At 75.6% G+C, this 17556-nt stretch carries 15 protein-coding genes; 3 read left to right on the forward strand and 12 right to left on the reverse strand.

Annotated features, from left to right (window positions below; translation table 11 throughout):
• The 6 genes from GPJ59_RS20925 to GPJ59_RS20950 form a co-directional block, all read right to left on the reverse strand.
• On the reverse strand, positions 1 to 375 hold a 375-nt coding region (locus GPJ59_RS20925; RefSeq protein WP_219668758.1), incomplete at its 3' end, for a thiopeptide-type bacteriocin biosynthesis protein.
• Positions 376 to 435: 60 nt separating this feature from the next.
• Positions 436 to 2556, reverse strand: coding sequence for a TOMM precursor leader peptide-binding protein (locus GPJ59_RS20930; protein WP_219668759.1), 2121 nt, complete (start codon positions 2554 to 2556; stop codon positions 436 to 438).
• The gene (locus GPJ59_RS20935; RefSeq protein WP_219668760.1) at positions 2553 to 4472 is read right to left on the reverse strand and encodes a hypothetical protein; all 1920 of its coding nucleotides are present in this window, start codon (positions 4470 to 4472) and stop codon (positions 2553 to 2555) included. Before GPJ59_RS20935 ends, GPJ59_RS20930 begins: the two co-directional genes overlap by 4 nt.
• Positions 4469 to 5752 (reverse strand): lantibiotic dehydratase C-terminal domain-containing protein, encoded by a 1284-nt coding sequence (locus GPJ59_RS20940; protein ID WP_219668761.1) that lies wholly within the window; start codon positions 5750 to 5752, stop codon positions 4469 to 4471. Before GPJ59_RS20940 ends, GPJ59_RS20935 begins: the two co-directional genes overlap by 4 nt.
• Entirely contained in the window at positions 5749 to 8490 is a 2742-nt protein-coding gene (locus tag GPJ59_RS20945; protein WP_219668762.1) for a lantibiotic dehydratase, read from the reverse strand. The genes GPJ59_RS20940 and GPJ59_RS20945 overlap by 4 nt, the downstream gene beginning before the upstream one ends.
• Positions 8491 to 8587: 97 nt before the next feature.
• Complete coding sequence (locus tag GPJ59_RS20950) at positions 8588 to 8770, reverse strand: thiazolylpeptide-type bacteriocin (protein ID WP_219668763.1); 183 nt, start codon at positions 8768 to 8770, stop codon at positions 8588 to 8590.
• Between the two features lie 384 nt (positions 8771 to 9154).
• Between GPJ59_RS20950 and GPJ59_RS20955 the strand changes: the two genes are divergently transcribed.
• Complete coding sequence (locus GPJ59_RS20955; protein WP_219668764.1) at positions 9155 to 9403, forward strand: hypothetical protein; 249 nt, start codon at positions 9155 to 9157, stop codon at positions 9401 to 9403.
• Positions 9404 to 9463: 60 nt separating this feature from the next.
• Here GPJ59_RS20955 and GPJ59_RS20960 read toward each other — a convergent pair whose 3' ends face one another.
• The 3 genes from GPJ59_RS20960 to GPJ59_RS20970 form a co-directional block, all read right to left on the reverse strand.
• Positions 9464 to 9619 carry a DUF6126 family protein gene (locus GPJ59_RS20960; RefSeq protein ID WP_219668765.1) on the reverse strand — a complete coding sequence of 52 codons (156 nt, stop codon included), beginning with the start codon at positions 9617 to 9619 and terminating at the stop codon, positions 9464 to 9466.
• Positions 9620 to 9660: 41 nt separating this feature from the next.
• Positions 9661 to 10512 carry an alpha/beta fold hydrolase gene (locus tag GPJ59_RS20965; protein WP_219668766.1) on the reverse strand — a complete coding sequence of 284 codons (852 nt, stop codon included), beginning with the start codon at positions 10510 to 10512 and terminating at the stop codon, positions 9661 to 9663.
• A gap of 194 nt (positions 10513 to 10706) precedes the next feature.
• Positions 10707 to 11078: a hypothetical protein gene (locus GPJ59_RS20970; protein ID WP_219668767.1), complete on the reverse strand. Its 372-nt coding sequence runs from the start codon at positions 11076 to 11078 to the stop codon at positions 10707 to 10709.
• 227 nt (positions 11079 to 11305) lie between these two features.
• Between GPJ59_RS20970 and GPJ59_RS20975 the strand changes: the two genes are divergently transcribed.
• Positions 11306 to 11698 (forward strand): hypothetical protein, encoded by a 393-nt coding sequence (locus GPJ59_RS20975; RefSeq protein ID WP_219668768.1) that lies wholly within the window; start codon positions 11306 to 11308, stop codon positions 11696 to 11698.
• 4 nt (positions 11699 to 11702) lie between these two features.
• Here the strand turns inward: GPJ59_RS20975 and GPJ59_RS20980 are convergent, their stop codons facing one another.
• The gene (locus GPJ59_RS20980; protein ID WP_219668769.1) at positions 11703 to 14966 is read right to left on the reverse strand and encodes a TIM-barrel domain-containing protein; all 3264 of its coding nucleotides are present in this window, start codon (positions 14964 to 14966) and stop codon (positions 11703 to 11705) included.
• Positions 14967 to 15537: 571 nt separating this feature from the next.
• A complete protein-coding gene (locus GPJ59_RS20985; RefSeq protein WP_219668770.1) occupies positions 15538 to 16503 on the reverse strand; it encodes a hypothetical protein in 966 nt (321 codons plus the stop codon).
• Between the two features lie 318 nt (positions 16504 to 16821).
• On the opposite strand from GPJ59_RS20985, the gene GPJ59_RS20990 reads away from it, so the two are divergent.
• Positions 16822 to 17346: a tetratricopeptide repeat protein gene (locus tag GPJ59_RS20990; protein WP_219668771.1), complete on the forward strand. Its 525-nt coding sequence runs from the start codon at positions 16822 to 16824 to the stop codon at positions 17344 to 17346.
• On the opposite strand, the gene GPJ59_RS20995 is transcribed toward GPJ59_RS20990, so the two are convergent.
• A partial coding sequence (locus tag GPJ59_RS20995) for a hypothetical protein (RefSeq protein ID WP_219668772.1) occupies positions 17338 to 17556 on the reverse strand: 219 nt, incomplete at its 5' end. The genes GPJ59_RS20990 and GPJ59_RS20995 overlap by 9 nt on opposite strands.

Genomic DNA, 17556 nt, shown 5'->3' on the forward strand with positions numbered 1-17556 from the left:
GGTCGAGGCGGCGAACACCTCCTCGGCGACGGGCAGGGCGAGCGGTCCGCCGTAGCGCTCGGTCTCCGGCAGGTACGGGACGTCGCGTACCTCGGCGTGCTCCGACGGCCAGGGGCCGCTCCCGGGGAGGGCGGGGCGGGCGGCGGCCGCACGCGCCAGCGCTCCGGGCAGCGCCGCGGCCGTGGCCGGGGCGGGATCGCGTACCCGGACGCGTACGTGCGGACCGCCCTCGCCGTAGCGGATGAAGAACCAGTCGGCCGCCTCGCCGCGGGCCACGGCGCCGTCGAGCAGCGGCGCCACGTCCTCGGTCAGGAAGCGGTCGGTCTCCTCGGTGCCGCTGTGGAGGTACACGTGCAGGCTGTGCCACCGGGTCATCTCGGCTCCTTGTCGGCTTCGCCGGCCCTACGGTTCGGTTCTTGGGCTTCGTCGGTCCGGTCAGGGGAACGGGTGCGGGTGCAGGGCGAGTTCGTCGTGGTGCGGGATTCGGTCGGTGCGGCCGAGCAGGGCGGGGACCTCCAGCAGCCGGGGCAGGCCGTGCGTGCGGCGGTTGAGGTGCCCGAACGTCATCGGCAGCGTGCCGGGGACGATCACCTTGGCGCAGTGGAGGCCGAGTCCGGCCCGGACGCCGTGCTCGTCCTGGCGCACGGCGACGACTTCGAGGCCGAGGCCCGCGAGGCGGCGTACGGTCGAGGTCAGCAGCGCGGTCAGGTCCGTGACCGGGGCCGGCGCGCCCGGCCAGGCCTCCTGCCACGGGACGGCGGGAGAGGGGGCGAAGAGGAACTCCAGGCGGGGCTGGGCCTCGGGCAGGGTGTTCAGGCCGACGTGGTCGTCGAGGGACCGCACCAGGTCGGGCCGCTCCAGCATCGGGCGCAGGCGGCGCGGGTCCCGGGGTCCGCCGGCGGCGAGGGCGCGGTGCGGGGCCTCGTGGACGTTGGTCACCACCTCGGCGACGGCCGAACGGATGGCGGCCAGCGGATCGTGATGGGCGCCCGCGGCGAGGAAGGCACGGGGGGCGTCGGGCCGGCTGCCGCGGTACCGGCACACGGCGACGACGGCGGGAATGCCGAGGTCGTTGGTGGCGTCGAGCAGCAGGAGCTCGTAGCCCACCAGGGCGGCCCGGTCGGCCAGTTGGGCCGTCACGGGGTCGTCGGCGGGCACCGCGACCCGGCGCAGCGGGGTGGCGGCGTACCAGGCCATGAGGAAGGCGTCACGCTCGGCGACCTCGAACAGGCCGTAGAGCGCGGCCTCCTGGGGGCTGTTGCCGAGGCCGCAGCCGTTGGAGGACTCGTACACCACGCGGGGCCCGTCGCCGGGGACGTCCCAGTACGCGACGTGCTCGGGGACGGCGAGCGGGCGCCGGCGGGTCAGCGACCAGCCGTGCACCCAGTCGAGTTCGAGGTCGGGGTGGTAGGGGACGGTGGCGGGCGGAGGCTGTCCGTGGTCTGCGAAGTCGGGCAGGCCGAGGCGTCGCGGGTCCAGGGCGCGGTCGGGGCCGAGGGCGGCGAAGGAGGAGCGCAGTACGGTACGGCGGCCGGCCGGCCGCATGCCTGCGAACCGCTCTACGGCCTCGAACAGGGCGACGCGGCCGCTGGCGGCGAAGTCCGCGCCGCGCCCGTACCCGCCGTCGTCGAGCAGCCGGCCGTCGGTGACCAGGGCGGTGGTCAGGGCGAAGACCGAGCCCTCGGACCGGGTGAGGCGGCGGACCGGACCGAAGCGTTCGTCGTGCAGGGCGGCGCGGAGCGCCGGGAGTCCGGTCCGGGGGTTCGGGGACCGGAGGAGGAAGGGATCGGGCAGGGGGACGGGCTCGGTGCCGATGCCGATGCCCGTGTCGGTCCCGGTGCCGATGCCGGTGTCGGCATGCGGGTCCGGGCCGTCGGGCGGCAAGGGGTGGCAGATCGCGCATCCGCCGAAGGGGCGGCCCCGGTGCGTGGACCAGGTGCCGCGTCCCTGGTGGAGGAGGTGAACGGTGGCGCCGCGGAGGTCGCCGGAGGGCACTGCCCGATCGGACGTCAGGAGTTGGCGGGCGAGGGCGGCGAGGGCGCCGGCGAACCGTGGCGAGAGCCTCCCGGCGAGGCGCATGCGCGGGCTGAGCCAGGGGACCCGGCCGCCGGCGGTGGCCAGTCGCTGGTACTCCGTACAGCTCAGGCAGGCGGCGGCACCGGACCGGAGCACCGGGCCCACGACGAGGAGTCGGCCGTCGCAGCGCACCGGGAGGAGGGCCGCCCGCTGGGCGAGCGCGTGCCGGGACAGCTCGGCGGCGAGGCCGAGGGTCCAGTCGTCGAGCAGCACGACCGCGGGGCCGCGGGCTGCCTCCGGGGTGCCGAGGGCGGCCGCAGCATCGAGGAGGGCCGTCCCGTGCACCGCCAACTCGTCCCGGAGCACGTCCACGGCGCTGCGGGGTGAGGCGGAGGTGTCCCGGGCGGCGACGACACGCCGCCGCCCGGACGGCGAGCCGTCCCGGGCCCCGTCGGTTCGGGTCGGGGGCGGCACGCGGCCGGACCGGCGCTGGTCACGGGCGCCCGGGGTCGGCAGAGCCGGCGGAGTGTGCCGGGTCATGACGTGGGTCCCGGGATGCGGAGGACGGTGAAGCCACAGGCGGTCAGGGCCTGCGCCAACGGGTTGCCGGCGCCCATGGGAGCCGGCCCATCCAGGACAGCGGCCGCGACAGGAGGACCCGACCCCGCCGGACCGGCCGACGGGCCTGCCCCGCGTGGCAGGGCCGCAGCCCTGCGCGTCGCGGCAATGGAGGACCGCCCGGGTGCGGGGGTCGGGGGGTGGGTGATCAGGTGCTGGAGGGCCTGTTGGAAGGCGGACTCGGTAGCTGCCAGAGCCGCCGACCATGCCGTGGCGTGGCCCTCGTCCTCCCAGCCGGCCAGGCGTTCCTCTGCCGCCACGAGCCCGGCGGAGGAACCGTCGGGCACCGCCGGTTCCGGCCCGGGCCGGCCCGGTGCGCGGGCGGTGGCGTGGGCGCGGGCTGTGGCGTGGGCGCGGGCGCGGGCTGTGGTCCGTACGCCGGCTGCCAGCGCGGCGAACGCCGCGGCCGACCCGGCGGTGGCCTCCGCCGCCTCCCCCGTGACCCGGGCGCCGGACGCGTCCCGGCCCTGCACGACCGCGTGGAAGACGGGCAGGGCCGGGTCCGGACGGCGTACCGTCAGTCCGGCCCGTACGCCGAGCGGCCCCGTCAGGGTCCGCCACCAGTGCGCCGCCTGCGGATGGTCCGCCCATGCCTCGCGGGGGAGCTCCTCCCCCGGCGGGTCCTCGCCGAGCAGCGTCATGGCCGCGCGGCGCAGCGCGCGGCCGGCCGCGTGGGCGGGGCCCGCACCGACCACGAACGGACCGTCGCCGAGGCCGAGTTCGGCGGCCCGGCACAGGGCGTCGAGCCGGGCCAGGTCCGTACGCAGGCCGCCCGCGACGAGCACCCCGTCCGGGGTCCCGCAGGAGGCGAGGGCCACCGGAAGTTGGGGCAGGTCGCCGGGCAACGGCGCGTCGAGCAGCCCGAGTCGGGCGTCGGTGAGGGCGTCCGCCCGCCGCAGCGCGGCGGTCAGGTCGTGGGGCGGTGGCAACGGGTCGGCCTGGTCCGCCCCCGCCGCCCAGGGCCGGTACTCGGCGCGTGGCGGGTCCTGCGTGGCGACCAGGACCGCCGGGAGCCCCGCGACCAGGCGCGGATCGTCGCCCTCCGTCGCCGGATCGGGCAGCCCGGCGGCCGCGCACAGCAACCGGTGCACAGCCGCCCCGGCCACCAGCGGGACCAGCACCTCGCCGGGCTCTCCCGGTCCGGAACCGGAACCGGAACCGGTGCCGGCACCGGCACCGGCACCGGGATCGGCCGCGCCCCGTTCGGCAGGTGCGGCATGCACGTCGGAACCGGTGCCGGCGGCCAGGCGGGACGCGTCGGTGCGGGTCCGGTCGGGGGTGGCGGGTGGTGTCACCAGTGCGGTGTCGCCGTGCGCGATGACGGCCACGGCCGTCGCCGCGGCCGCCGCGCGCGGTCCGGGAACGTCCGCCGCTTCGGCCCGGAGGAGGACCAGGCCCGGCGGCAGGTCCGGTTCGGCCGTACGCGTGGGCGGGTGGCCGGCGTCGGCCAGGACATCTGCCGCGCGGCGGGCCAGGGGTGCGTCCGGATCCCGTGCCACGACCTCGGTCCGGACGGGAGCGGGGCGGGCCGGCGCCGGCTCGGGTACCAGGAGGTCGTGGGCGCGGAGCTGGGCCGCGAGGGTGTCGAGCGCGCGCCGGGCCGGCGAGCCTGCGGGCACCCGTTCACACATGGGTGCGAGGTCGCCGGAGCTCAGTGCGGCTTCCAGCAGCTGCCACAGGGCCGGGAGCGCGCGGCTCCCTTCGAGGGTGACGTTAGAGCTGCGGCCCCGCAGATGGACTCCGTCGGCCAGCGGCGTGACCGCCGTCCCGGGCCGCAGCCGCCACCCGGCCAGCCCCTCCACGGACTCGACTGCGGCCGAGTCGGCCCCGGCGGTCATGAGGGCCGCTCCACCGCCGCGACGGCTGCCTCGACCACCTGGCGCCAGTCGCAGCCCGTGACCTCCGGTACCGCGCCGACGACCAGGTGGGCGGCCAAGTAGCGTTCGAGCGACCGTACGTCACAGATCATCAGGAGCTGGTAGAGGGCGTTGGTGCAGGCACGGTAGACGAGGTAGTCGGGGCGGCTCCACATCCGCCCCTGCGGGTCGGACCGGCGCAGCAGCCGGTGGAACTCGCTGTAGCGGGTGCGGATGTCCTGGTTCCAGCGCACGACGGCGTCGGGGTCGCCGGTGGCGGCGGCGCGGACCCGGTAGACGTGCGGGAGCCCGTGGAGGTCGGCGCCGGCCCGCAGCCGCTCCTCGGCCGTCCGCCAGGCCTGCGCGGACCAGCGGGCCCACTCCTGTTCCCAGCCGGTCGTGCGGCCTTCGGCGATCCGGCGCACCAGGGCGGTGACCGTGCCGGCCGTGCGCCGCCGCCGGATCTCGAAGCCGGCGCGCAGCGTGCCGTCGGGGTCGTCGTGCAGGAGGAAGTCCTCCAGGTGGGAGACGTACGAGTAGTGGCCGCCGGGCAGGCCCTCGGGGTGGGCGCAGGCGTGCAGGGCCAGGACGGTCACGGCGAACTCCACCCGGGCCGCCGCGCTGTCGCCGCGCGCGCCGAGGAAGCCGGATCCGGCGTGCAGGGCGGGGAGTCCGCGGTGCAGCAGCTCGGTGCGGAGCGCGGTGAGGTCCGGGCCGATCAGGCCCCGCAGGGGAGCGAGGTCCACGGGTTCCACGCGTACGGTGTTGTCCGCGACGATCGGGCCGTAGGGCGGGGCGATCAGTTCGGCCCGGCCGGCCCGTTCGGCCTCGCGGAGCAGCTCGTCCGGGTCGGGGCCGCCGGTCGAGGGGTGGGCGCGGACCCAGTCGCGTACGGCCTCGGCCGCGTGCTCGGCGGCGCGCGTGACGGGCTCGGCGGCGGCGCGGGGGACGGGCTCGGGCGGGCCCTGGATGCGCAGCCGCAGGTGTGGGCCGTGCAACCAGTGGCGTTCGACGTGCGCGGTCAGTCCGGCCGCCGTGCAGCGGTCGGCGAGCGGCAGCAACGCCTCGCGCAGCAAAGGGCCCTTGACGGGCTGGTGGTAGTACGCGACGACATCGCGGGTCCGGGCGTCGACGGCCCGGCCGTCACCGGCGGGGACGTGGCCGGTGGGAGCGTGGCCGGTGGGAGCGTGGCCGGTGCCGGTGTCCTCCTGCGGGACCGGAGCGGCCTCGGCGGACGGGGCGGGTTGCTTCGGGGCGATCACTCGGGGCTCCCCTCGCGGTAGGTCTCGACGACGAGTTCGACGGTCTGGGACGGGCGGTCCCGGCCGCCCGGCGCGGGCAGCGCCTCCTCCAGCACCGCCCCGTCGGCGTGCCGCGCGAGCCACTTGTGCAGGCTGCGCAGGTGCAGGGCGTTGCCCAGGTCCACGAACTGCGGTTTGGGCCGGCGCAGTCCGGCCACGAACGCCTCCGCGAACCTCCCCGGGTCCGCACTCGGCGGCGCGGGCCGCAGGAACACCTGGTCGGGCAGGCCGAGCAGGGCCCGCCAGCGGGTCACGGCGGCGGCCGGCACCGGCCGGCCCTCCTCCAGCGCGGCGCGCAGTCGCGCGACCGCTCCGGCGTCCAGGTACCAGCGTCGGCGGTGCAGGACGAGGTGCCGGTGGCGCAGCCGCGGCGTACGGACGACCCGGCCGCCCGGGACGTCGAGGGTGTGGGCCGGGACCAGGGGGTGGAGGTCGACGACCCCCTCGGGGTGGTCGCACAGGTACGGGGCGAGGCGGCCGGGCAGCATGACGGGCGCGAGGAAGCCCCCGTACAGCACGTCGAGGAGCTCTCCGGTGGCGCGCAGCCGGAGCCTGAGCTGATCACTGGGCAGATCGTGGACGAGGTCGACGTCGGCCTCGGCGAGGGAGGTCCAGCGGCGGTCGGGACCGATCTCGTCGGGGACGAGGAGGGGGTGGAGGTTGGCGTTGAACCCGCCGACGGGCCGTACGGCGGCGGCCCGCGCGCCCGGCCCGAGGCCGCGGCGGATCTCCGCGGAGACGGTCCGGGCGGCCTCGGGAGCCATGGCCCCGAGGAAGCGGCTGGTGAATCGGCCCCAGCCGCCGTAGACGTGGTTGACGCAGAGCAGGTCGCCGGCCCGCTGGACGAAGTGGGCGTAGCTCGCGGGCCGTTCGCGCAGCCGGCGCGGCAGGCGGTCGCCGAGGCCGGCCAGCAGGCCGGCGGGCAGGACCGCCTCCGGTGCTTCCGGCGCCCGGCGGGCCTCGGCGCGGACGGTCTCGGCGAGCGTACGGCGCAGGACGGTGAGTTCGGCCAGGGTCCGGTCCGCGGGCGGGCTGCCGGGCGGCGCGGAGGCCTGGGAGGAGGCCTGGGCGGTGAGCAGGCCGGCCTCCTCCCAGGCCTCGACGGCCTCCGGCCCGAACTCCCAGGGGTTGTGGCAGACCCCGCCCGGGCCGTACCGGGCGACGAAGCGGGCGCGGGCGAGCCGCCGCATGACGTGGCCGAGGTCGAAGGCCTCGGCGAGCGCGGTCAGTTCGGCCAGTGCCGTGTGGTCGGCCGCGTCGAGGAACCCGCCGAGGTCCAGCGGCCGGACGGCCACGACGTCCTCGCTCAGGACGTCCGTGCGGGCGCCGACGGGCTCGGGGAGAGGGTGCCCGGCTTCGGTGAGCAGCGCGCCCCACCGGGCGGCGAGTCCGGCGAGGGCAGCGGGCCGCCGCTGCGCGGGGAGGGCGCCGAAGGCGCGGGTGTCGGCGTCGATCCGGTCGATCCGCGCGGCAAGGCCGGCTGCCTCGCCGGCCGTCGCGGAGCCGGCCTCCCCGGAGCCGGCCTCCCCGGAACGGGCAGCCCCGGTGCCCGGCGGGTTCAGCCAGTGGGAGAGGGCCGGGAGCGGGGCCGGGTCCTGGGGGTGGACGGGGTCCGCGGGGGTCAGCAGGCCCGCCTCGGCGAGGCCGTCGAGGTAGGCCGCGACCGCGCCGGGGCCGGCCGGTGTGCGCAGGGCCGCGTTCAGTACGCCGGCCAGCTCGGCGAGCGTGTGCGGCCTGCCGCCGAGCTCGTCCAGCAGCCGTAGCGGGGCCGTGGCCGGGAGGGCGACCTCGTCCTCCCCGGTGCTGAGGTGGCGGCCCCCGGTGAACACCTGGCGGGCCCGGCTGTAGACGGCCCGGCCGTTCCCGGTGCTCGGGGTGCTGGTCATCCGGTGGGGGGCGGCAGCGCGGCGGGCGGGGTCCGCCAGCAGGGCGGCGGCCAGCGCGCCGACGAGCGCCCGGTTGGGGTGGACCACGGACGTGAACGGCACCGCGTGCAGGCCCGCCTCACCCCAGCCGGCCGGCCGGGCCGGGCCCTCGTGGAGGCGGCCCCAGCCCACGGCGGTGAACCAGGACAGCGGGCTCGTCCTCGTACTGGCCCGCAGGGCGTAGCGGAGTACGGCCGGCTCCTCCTTGCGGGCCCGCCGGTCGTCGGCCCCGGCAGCGGCGCGGGCCACGGCGTCCAGCAGGTCGCCGCTGATCATGGCGACGGCACGGCCGAGCGCCGGCTCCCGGCAGAGCAGGGACAAGGCGGCTCGTTCCGCGACGAGGGCGGGTCCCGTGAGGCGGTCCGCGCCGGCCAGCAGGAGCGCCCGGCGCTCCCGCAGGGCCAGCCAGGCGGCGAGCGCGGGAATCCTGCGGGGCAGGTCGCCGAGCCGTTCCAGCAGGGCGGGGCGCGGGGGACGCCCGTTGTGCAGGGCGCGGCGCAGGGGCAGGACGACGCCGTGGTGGAAGGCGCGCGGATGGTCGTCCCGGGCGGCGTGCAGCGCGTCGCACAGGCCGGGCAGCAGCTGCGCCTCCGCACGCTCCAGCTCGGTCAGTTCGGCCAGAGTGGTGCGGAACTCCGCGCCCGGCGGGCTCTGCGCGGGATGGCGCAGGACCGTCGCCCGGGCGAGGGCGTACGGGGCGCTGCGCACGCGGTACGGCGCGGACGCGGAGCCGGGGTGGGCGCGGGCGGCGGCGGGCGCTGCGGAGTACGGCATGGCGTGGTCCCTCGCTGCGGTCGAAGGGGCCCTCCCCTCCCCCGGCCGTGGCCGTGGAAGGGGAGGGAGGGCGGTCCGACGTGCGGGTACCGGCCCGCTACACCGGGATGGGGTAGGGGTGCGGGGTGGCGCAGGACGAGGAGCCGCAGGAGCAGGAGCTGCCCGAGTTGGAGGCCCCGGTCTCCGGGAGCGCGACGGTGTCGCGCATCGAGGTCACGGTCAGTTCGCCGAGGTCGAGGTCGTTCTCGTCGAACGTCACGCTGTCGGTGATGTTGTTCATGTACGCCTCCTGACGATGCGATGGATGCGATGAATGCGATGCGATGCGACGGGGACGGGAACGGGAACCACGGGAACCGCATTCACGGACCCGTCGCGAGAAACAGCGTACGGGGCGTTTCCTGAGCTGTTCTGCAGCGGACCTCGAATTGGCTTCTATTCATCCACGGCGCGGCTGATATCAGACCGTCCACGCAATTCGAGAAGCATTCCACCCGAATGCGAGGGAAATTCCGGCAGCGTATCGTATTCACGCCGGATTCACCCGGAATTGATTCCGGGACCATTCAAGAATTGTTCCGCCGGTTTTCGGGCGGAACCGTGGGGATCGACCGGTCGGGTCGGAGCGGATGCGGCCGCGGGCGCGGGGCAGGAGGGTGGAGGCATGCACCACGCGCCGATCGTCGTACACCGGATCTCGCCCTCGGGCGGCCGCCGGGTGACGCTGCTGGTCGCGGGCCGCGAGGACATCCTCGGGCTGGCCCGCTCGGACCGGGACGTGATCGAGTTCCTGCGGCGCGCGGAGGTACCGGATCCCGACGAGCTGGTACTCGGCGATTCCCCGCTCGTCGACTGGGTCGGCGGTGAGCCGCACGTGTACGAACTGGAGGCGTCGGACACGGACATCCCCTGACGGGACGGCGCGGCCGCGACGGCCCTCACGACCACCGACGGCACCGACGACCGGTGGCGGTTATTTCTGGGCGTGCTCGCCGAGATAGAACAGCAGGTAGACGAACCCGGCGAACACGTGCGTGCCGAAGATGTAGAAGAAGGCGCGCAGCGCGACGCCGTTCTCCTTCCACTTCTCGATTTTCGCCGAGGCTCCCGCCTCGCGGTCCTCCGCCATCACCACTCCCTGCCCGAAGCCCGTCGCCCGTCCCGGCCAGTCTACGGGCGGGGCCGGGCCAGGAACGCCGCGAGGGTGTCCGTGAAGAAGCGGGGGTCGTCGATCCAGGGGAAGTGGCCGGCGTCGGGCTGGACGACCAGCTCGGCGCGCGGGAGGTGCTCCACGGTGGAGGCGGCGACGCGGGGCAGCGGGCCGCCGTCCAGGGCGCCCGCCAGGACGAGGGCATCGCCGTCCCAGCCGGCCAGGGCGGTACGGGCCGCGGCCGGGTCGAAGGCGGCGGGGGCGGCGTACGCGGCGGCTGCGGCATCGTTGCACTGCCCGGCCTCGGCCGCGGCGTGCGCCTGGGCGGCGGCGTCCCAGCGCCCGTAGAAGAAGGGCGTGGCGGCGTCGAAGTCCGCATCGGTGGCGGTGCCGTCCCAGAGGCGGTCGAAGGCCGGGCGGGCTTCGGGGAACCACGGCTCGTCGGCCCGCAGCTCGGCGGCTTCCCGGCGCTGTTCCACGGTCCAGTCGACGCCGAGGGCCCGGCTCCGGGCGGTGACCAGGCTGAGCGTGCGCACGCGGTCCGGGTGGCGGGCCGCGTGGAGCAGGGCCAGGTCCCCGCCGGCCGAGTGCGCGAGGACGTCGATCCGGTCGAGCCCGAGGTGGGTGCGCAGGGCTTCGACGTCGCCCGTCTGCCGGTCGCACCGGTACGTGGCCGGGTCGGCGGGGGCGGCGGAGTCGCCGGTGCCGCGCAGGTCGAGCAGGACCAGTTGGCGGTGCCGGGACAGGCCGCCGAGGTCGCCGAGGTAGGCGGAGGCGCGCATGGGGCCGCCGGGCAGGCAGATCAACGGCTCACCCCGGCCCACCAGGTGGTAGGCGAGCCGGGTGCCGTCGGGGGCGGTGAAGGCTGGCATGGCGCCATCATGATCGCGCCGGGCCGCCTCCGGCAAGCCGATTGCCCGGCCGGGGCCGGCCCCGCGCGACCTCGATCCGGGGTACTCGAACGATCCCCGGGCCCCGGGTCCCTCCGGGCCCCGCCTCCCTCACACCTGCCGAGTTTCCGAGTTGCAGAAATTTGCAACTCATGGGCATGGAAAGGCGCGTGCGGCTACATCTCCAGCTCGGACTCGATGCGCCGGAGCTGGTGCCGCGCCATGGCCAGGTTGGAGTTGGCCTTGTCGAGCACGACGTAGAGGAACAGCCCGGCTCCCCCGCGGGACTTCAGGAGCCGCACGAGGTGGTACTGGCTGCCGAGGGTGATCAGGATGTCCTCGATCTCGTCGGCGATGCCCAGCATCTCCATCGTGCGGACCTTCGCGCGGATCACGTCGGTGTTGCCCGCCGCCGCGACCGACATGTCCAGGTCCTTGCCGCCGCCGAGCGTGCCGAGGGCCATGCCGCTGCCGTAGTCCACCAGGGCCGCACCGAGGCTGCCACCGATGGCCATCGCCTCCTTCAACGACGTCTCCACGTTCGCCATCTGCCAACTCCTCATCGTCATCACGTGCGTCGGACCCGTCGCATCGACGCTACTGATCGCGTACACGGGAGAGGGCGACAACTACCGTCTTCGACCAGAATTGATCATCCGGCGGCCGGGTCCGACCATCGGACGATCCGGCGCGGACAGCGGCGTACGCTGAAGGAAGCCGAAGGAAGCCGAAGCAAGCCGAAAGCAGCGGTACGCACGACGTTCCCGGAGCACGCATGCCTGACCGGCGCCGATTCCACGTGGACCAGAACGGCCATTCCGTCAGTGTGCTGTGCGGGCGGCCGACCCAGGCCGTCGAGATGCTCGTCGACGGCAAGGTCGTCGCCGCCCGGCGCAGTCGCCGCGCCGCGCCGCTGGTGCTGCGGGGCGAGTTCCCCGGCGAGCCGCCACGGCCGTTCTCCGTGTACGTCGAGTGGCCCGAGGGCCCGGACGGGTCCGCGCTGTGCGTGCTGGAGACGGACGGTTCGCGCTATCTGATGCCGGTCGCCCCCCTCACCCGCGGCGGGGCGCCGGACGACGGCCGCAACCCGCCGGCCCGCACCCCGGTGGAGCTGCTGTGGCGGCTCCTGGAACACCACCGGAACCGCCGTGGCAGGCTGCCTCACTGAGCGGTCAGGAGCCGAAGCCCCAGCGCTGGGACGCTGCCCCGTCGCACGCCGTACGGGTCAGCCGGGAGCCGTTCGCGCCCAGGCACAGGCCGCCGCTGCGCAGGGTGCTCTGCGGGCCGAGCTGCCAGGTCTGCCCCGTGGTGCCGGCGCAGGTCTGCACGGTGATGCGGGATGCGCCGGTGCCCGCCGCGTCCAGGCACATGCCGCCGAGGCCGGTGAGCCGGCCGTCGGGGTGCAGGGTCCAGCGCTGGTTGGGGCCGCCGTGGCAGGCGTACAGGGCAGGTTCGGTGCCGGGGGTGGTGGAACTGTGGGGCAGGTCCACGCAGGTGCCGGCGGCGGCGTTGACCAGGGTGGTGTCGGTGGGCAGGGGGGCGGCCCGGCCGGTCGCGGTGATCTCCGACGCGCTGGTCCACGGGCCGCGGCCGCCGGCCTCGGTGAGCGCCTTCAGCCGGAGGTAGCGGCCGGTCTTGGCGGCCAGCGGGATCCGGGCTGCCGCGGAGGTGTCCGCGAGGGTGCCGGTGGCGACGGGGCTGCCCCAGGAGGCGGTGGTGTCGGAGACGTAGACCTCGTACCGGCCGACCCGGCCGTTGACCCCGCCGTCCTGCCGGGGCAGGTAGCCGACGCCGTCGACGGTCCAGCGGGCTCCGAGGTCGATCTGGATCTCGTGCGGCAGTGCGGCCGGGGTGCCCGAGGACCAGGCGGTGTGCCAGTGGGTGGCGGGATTGCCGTCGAAGGCGTTGGCGGCGCGGCCGTCCTCGGCAGCGGTCTCCTCGCTGTCGGCGTGCGCGAGCGTCCAGCCGGTCTGCGGGACCGGGGCGGAGGAGGGGAGCGGGCCGGCGGCCGGGACCGTGGTACCGGCGGCGGTCACGGTGAACGCGCCGGACGTGGCGGCCGTCTTGACCCACAGGACGCCGGAGCGGTCGGCCGGGTCGAAGTACCAGCCGGTGGCCGCGTCGTCGTAGGCCCCCTTGGAGGCCAGCCGGGGCAGGGCGCTCCCGCCGGCGGTGACCTGGGCGGGGGCCGCGGCGACGTGGAGGCTGAGCTCGTGGGCGCGCGAGGCCGGCTTGCCGGCGTAGTCGCCCTGGGACGCTCCCACGGAGACCGTGACGTCGCCGGTTCCGGAGGCGGGGGCCGTGACGTCCACGCGCTGGCGGGCGTACGCGCCGCCGAGGTGGGCACGGGTCAGGCCGTCGTCCTCGTAGAGGGTGAAGGAGGACGTGCCGCGCGGGTGGATGTCGTAGGTGAGCCGGTCGACCGGCTTCTCGCCCGCGTGGTTCATCTGCGGCCACATCGGCACGATCGCGCCGCCCTTGACGAAGAGGGGCAGGGTGTCGAGGGGCGCGGAGTAGCCGTTCAGCCAGCCCGGTCCGGCGTACGTGGTGCCGGTCCAGTAGTCGGTCCAGGTGCCGGCGGGCAGGTAGATGCCGTCGCGGACGGTGGTGTCGGAGACGACGGGCGCGACGAGCAGGGAGTCGCCCGCGAGGAACTGTCCGCTGGTGAGGTTGCCGCGGGCCACCGGGTCGTCGGGGTACTCCAGGACCATGGCGCGGGTGCTGGGCACGCCGGTCTCGTGGGCGGTGCGGCTCATCGTGTACAGGTACGGCGTCAGGCGCATCTTCAGCTTGAGGTACTTGCGGTTGATGGAGAGGTAGGGCTCGGCGAACCGCCAGGGCTGCTTGTCCTGGTAGCCGGCCGAGGGGTTGGTCGCGCCCCAGCCGGACATGGTCATGAAGGCGGGGGTGAAGGCCTTCCACTGGAGGTCGCGGACGTAGGTCCTCGGGCTGCCGCCGAAGATGCCGTCGATGTCGCCGGAGGCGTAGTTGAGGCCGGACAGCCCGGCCCCGGCGATCGCGGGCACGTGCCAGCGCATGTCGTCCCAGGTGCCGTAGGTGTCGCCGGTCCAGACGACGGCGTTGCGCTGGGTGCCGGCCCAGCCGTCGACGGTCCACACGAAACGGCGGGCGTCGGAGTTCTTCTCGATGCCGTCCACGGCCTGCTGCACGCCGTCGAAGGCGTACTTGTAGCCGCTGCCGATCCAGGCCACGTCGGTCTTGACCCCGCGGGAGCCGGCCGTACCGACCTCGTCGGCGATGGCGCCGAGACCGGTGGAGGTCCACAGGCCGGTCTGGAAGCCCTCGGCCCTGAGCGCGTCGACGGTGCTCTTCAGGGGCTGGGTGTAGCCGCAGCCGTAGCCGTCGTTGGGCAGGAACCAGCCCGACGGCATGTCCGCGGCGCGTGCGTCGGCGGCGTACCCGACGACGTCCGGGGTGGTCTGGTGGCGGGCCCGGTCGTGGTCGCCCTGGTAGTCGGGGTTGGAGGCGTTGAAGCAGTCGGCGTTGCCGAGTTCGAAGCCCCACAGGGGTGCCATGAACGGCTTGCCGCTGACGTCGGTGTACGCGTCGAGGACGCCCTTGAGGGAGTCCCCGGTGAAGTACCAGGCGTCGAACCGGCTCTCGTCGTGGGTGAAGGCACCGGGGGCGGTGAAGCTGTACGAGCCGGGTGACCAGGTGTTGCGCATCACGCCGTAGCCGTTGGTGGACATGTAGAACGGGGCGGGGCTGGCGTTGTTGTTCTCGCGCCACTTGTTGTCCACGGCGACGGGGACCGTCCTGCCGCGTAGCGCCCACTCCCCCAGGCGCAGTCCGGTGCCGTAGAACTGCTCGTCGGCGCCCTGCGCGAGGTACTGGGTGGTCCTGCCGCCCGACCAGGACGTGGGCCGGCTCTCCTGCCAGACGAGGGTGGTGTCGTCGGCGCGGTAGACGGAGAAGCGCAGGGGTGACTTCTCCACGTGGATGGACAGCGCGGGCGTGGTGATCCGGTAGTGGGAGCCCGCGTCGGAGAGACCGGTGACGACGGGGCCGAAGCCCGTGGTGACGGCGAGGTCGCGGCCGGCCGGGTCGTCGGTGAACGAGCCGTCGGGCGAGAGCCAGATGCGGAAGATGTCGGCGCGCGCCACGACCACCCGTACCTTGGCGGTCGTCGTGGTGGTGAGGGTGTACGTGCCGCCGCTGCGGCTGATCCCGGTGACCGAACCGGCGGTGGTGACGGGGGCGGCGGCCGCCGGCAGGACGGCCGGGCCGAGCGCGCCGGCGGCGGCCAGGCCGAGGGCGGTGAGGGCCCCGGCCAGGGTGGCGGCCAGGGTGCGTCGGGCGGGCGGGTGGTGGCGGTCGCGGCGGCGGTCGCGGCGGCGGGGCGCCGGGAGTTGGGGTGAGCGGGGGATGCGGATCGCCGGGAGTCGGGGGAGGCGTAGGCCGCGTATCAGTGTCATGGGCAGCTCCTCACGCGGAGATTGGCATGCACCTGGCAAACAGCTGACACGGTAGCGCGCTGCCGGCTCCGCTTGAAGGAACCTGCTCAGATCTGCCCGATTCCGAGCAGGTTCACGCATCACCGCGGGGCATCACCGCGGGGCATCACCGCGGGGTCATGGCTCCGCTCCGCGAGGTCGCCGAGGGCCTCCCGGGCCGACCCGCGGTCCGACGGCCGGGATCGACAGGGACCGCCAGGGACCGGCAGGGATTCGGCGCGGATTCGGCAAGGCCCGAACTCCTGATATAACGCTGCGTATTCACGACGGCTCTCGTGTGCACCCAGGGTGACGCCCTGCTGGTGCCACCCCGTCATGCCGTCGTCATCGTTCCGTCCGTCAGACACGCCCCGGTCCTCCCGGACCGCCTCACATTCTCAAGGACCCGCATGACCAAGGGATACGGACTCACCTGGGCCGGCATGGTGGTGGTGACCCTGCTGGCGACCAGCTGCGTGGCGCTTCCGGCGGTGGCGCGGACCCATGCGGTCGCGCCCCTGGCGGAGTTCCGCAGCGACGTGTTCCCGGAGGCCTATCCGCGGTCCCGCCCCGAGGCCACCGCGGGGTCCTCCCCGGAGTCCCGTCCGGACGCCTGTCCCGAGCACCATCGCCCACCGCTGCGCGGCGCGCCGCGGTAGCCGGCCGCCACGGGGGCCGGGAGGGGCGCGGCGGGGAGCTCCTCGCCCCAGGTGGCGCGGGCCGCCTCCAGGACGGCTTCGGCGATCCGGGCCGCCGCCCTGCGGGTCCGGGACCGGGGCCGGATCACCTCGGCCAGGCCGCGGGCCCGGATGTGCGGATCGTGCGGCAGGGCCTGGACGTCGTACAGCCGGTCGGCGAGCGCGTCGGCCGCGGACCGTACGGCGGCGGGGTCCCGGCCCCGGTCCACCGCCACGAGCACGGCCACCGTGCGGCGCAGGGGCAGGCCCGCCGCCGCCATGGCCGCCACCGCCTGCTGGAGCGCGCGCACCCCCTCCGCCGTGGCGGCGGCGCACAGCACCGGTACCGCGAAGGGCAGTTCGCACCACACCCCGGTCAGTCCCCGGCCGGCGGCGCAGCGGGCGGTGAGCAGGTCGTGCGTCACGGGGTACGCGGTGTCGGCCACCACCAGTTGCCAGCCGCCGGCCGCTCCCAACTGGTACCAGGCGGCGGGGTCCACCGGCAGGCACAGCGGCGGCGCGTGCCACGCCCGCCCGTCGGTCAGGACGTCCACGGGTCCGCGCCGGGCCGCGGCCGTACGGATCTGCGCGCGGGAGTGCGGCAGGTGCGGGGGCAGCGCCGCCAGACCGCCCCCGCCGGACGGCGCCCAGGCGGGCCAGGGCGAGAGCGAGCGCACGGCCAGGTCCAGCACCACCGTCCCACCCGCCTCGGCCAGTTCGGCGGCGAGCAGACAGGCGAGGGTGGAGCGGCCGCTGCCGCCGGTCGCCGCCATGACGGGGACGACGAGACGGGCGTCGGCCGGCAGGGGGACGGGCGCGCCCGACTCCGACGTATCCAGCACCCGCCCGCTCCCCCTCTCCCCCGCACCCGGCAACCCGGGCTCCCCGCGGCCCTTCCGTCGGGTGAACGGCTATGGCGGCGGGCGGGTTACGCCATTCGGTGCGCCGGCGCGGCCTGCCCTGCCACGATGAGCCTGCCCTGCGGGTCTGCCGGTCTGCCGCTCTGCCGCTCCGCCGACCCGCGGAGCGGCGGACCGGCGGACTTGCCGACTCCTGGACCGGCAGACCCGCAGAACCCGCCGAACCCGCTGTCACGCCAGACCCCCGCTGTCCCGCCCAACCCGCCGACCCGCCCATCCGCCGCCGCCCTGGAGCCGCCCGTGTCCGTCCATCCGTACGACCCCGTCTATCTCCCGTGGGGCACCGTCACCGACCGGTTCTGGGCGTACGGGGCGCGCGGTGTCGACGGCCGCCTGGCCGCGATCGCCGCCGCGGCGGAGGCCGGGGACCAGGTGCGGGCCGCGGCCCAGGCCGAGGCGCTGGACAGCGAGGTCAGCGGTACGCACGGGGAACGGCATCCCGCCCTGCCCGACATCCGCGAGGTCCGCGGCTACCTGGCTCATCTGACGGGCCGGCACACCGACGCCGTGCGCTGGTACTTGGAGGCCGTACGCCTGCGGGCCGAGCTCACCGGCCCCGGGCACCCGGAGACCGCGCTCGCCGTACGCCGCGCGTGCAGCCTGTGGCGGTCGATCCCGGGGACCGAGGCCGTCGCGCTCGGCGCCGAGCTGCTCACGACCGTCCTCGCCGTGGAAGGCCCCCGGTCCCGGGCGGTGCGGCACATCGGCGACCACCTCCTGGCGGTGACCGAGCCTGGCCGGATCTCACCTCACCCGTCAGGGTGAGGGCCGCGCCCCGGCGGCCGGTGCGTAGGCCAGGCTGGGGCGGTGCTCCCCCGCCAAGCCCTGCCCGCCCTGCTCCTCGCCGCCCTCCTGCCGGTCGTCGGTTGCGTCACGGTCGGCCCCCGCCCTGCGCCGGACGGCCCCCGCACCGGCGCGGCCGCGGCCCGGCCGGGGCCGCACTCTACCCCGCTCGGACTTGGACCCACTCAGGCC

The organism is Streptomyces bambusae (assembly GCF_019400985.1).
Taxonomy (GTDB): Bacteria; Actinomycetota; Actinomycetes; order Streptomycetales; family Streptomycetaceae; genus Streptomyces; species Streptomyces bambusae_A.

Coding starts and splice junctions, on each gene's coding strand:
- GPJ59_RS20930 (WP_219668759.1), bottom strand. CDS start 2,556: ATGACCCGGCACACTCCGCCGGCTCTGCCGACCCCGGGCGCCCGTGAC.
- GPJ59_RS20980 (WP_219668769.1), bottom strand. CDS start 14,966: ATGACACTGATACGCGGCCTACGCCTCCCCCGACTCCCGGCGATCCGC.
- GPJ59_RS20975 (WP_219668768.1), top strand. CDS start 11,306: ATGCCTGACCGGCGCCGATTCCACGTGGACCAGAACGGCCATTCCGTC.
- GPJ59_RS20950 (WP_219668763.1), bottom strand. CDS start 8,770: ATGAACAACATCACCGACAGCGTGACGTTCGACGAGAACGACCTCGAC.
- GPJ59_RS20965 (WP_219668766.1), bottom strand. CDS start 10,512: ATGCCAGCCTTCACCGCCCCCGACGGCACCCGGCTCGCCTACCACCTG.
- GPJ59_RS20935 (WP_219668760.1), bottom strand. CDS start 4,472: ATGACCGCCGGGGCCGACTCGGCCGCAGTCGAGTCCGTGGAGGGGCTG.
- GPJ59_RS20960 (WP_219668765.1), bottom strand. CDS start 9,619: ATGGCGGAGGACCGCGAGGCGGGAGCCTCGGCGAAAATCGAGAAGTGG.
- GPJ59_RS20945 (WP_219668762.1), bottom strand. CDS start 8,490: ATGCCGTACTCCGCAGCGCCCGCCGCCGCCCGCGCCCACCCCGGCTCC.
- GPJ59_RS20955 (WP_219668764.1), top strand. CDS start 9,155: ATGCACCACGCGCCGATCGTCGTACACCGGATCTCGCCCTCGGGCGGC.
- GPJ59_RS20970 (WP_219668767.1), bottom strand. CDS start 11,078: ATGGCGAACGTGGAGACGTCGTTGAAGGAGGCGATGGCCATCGGTGGC.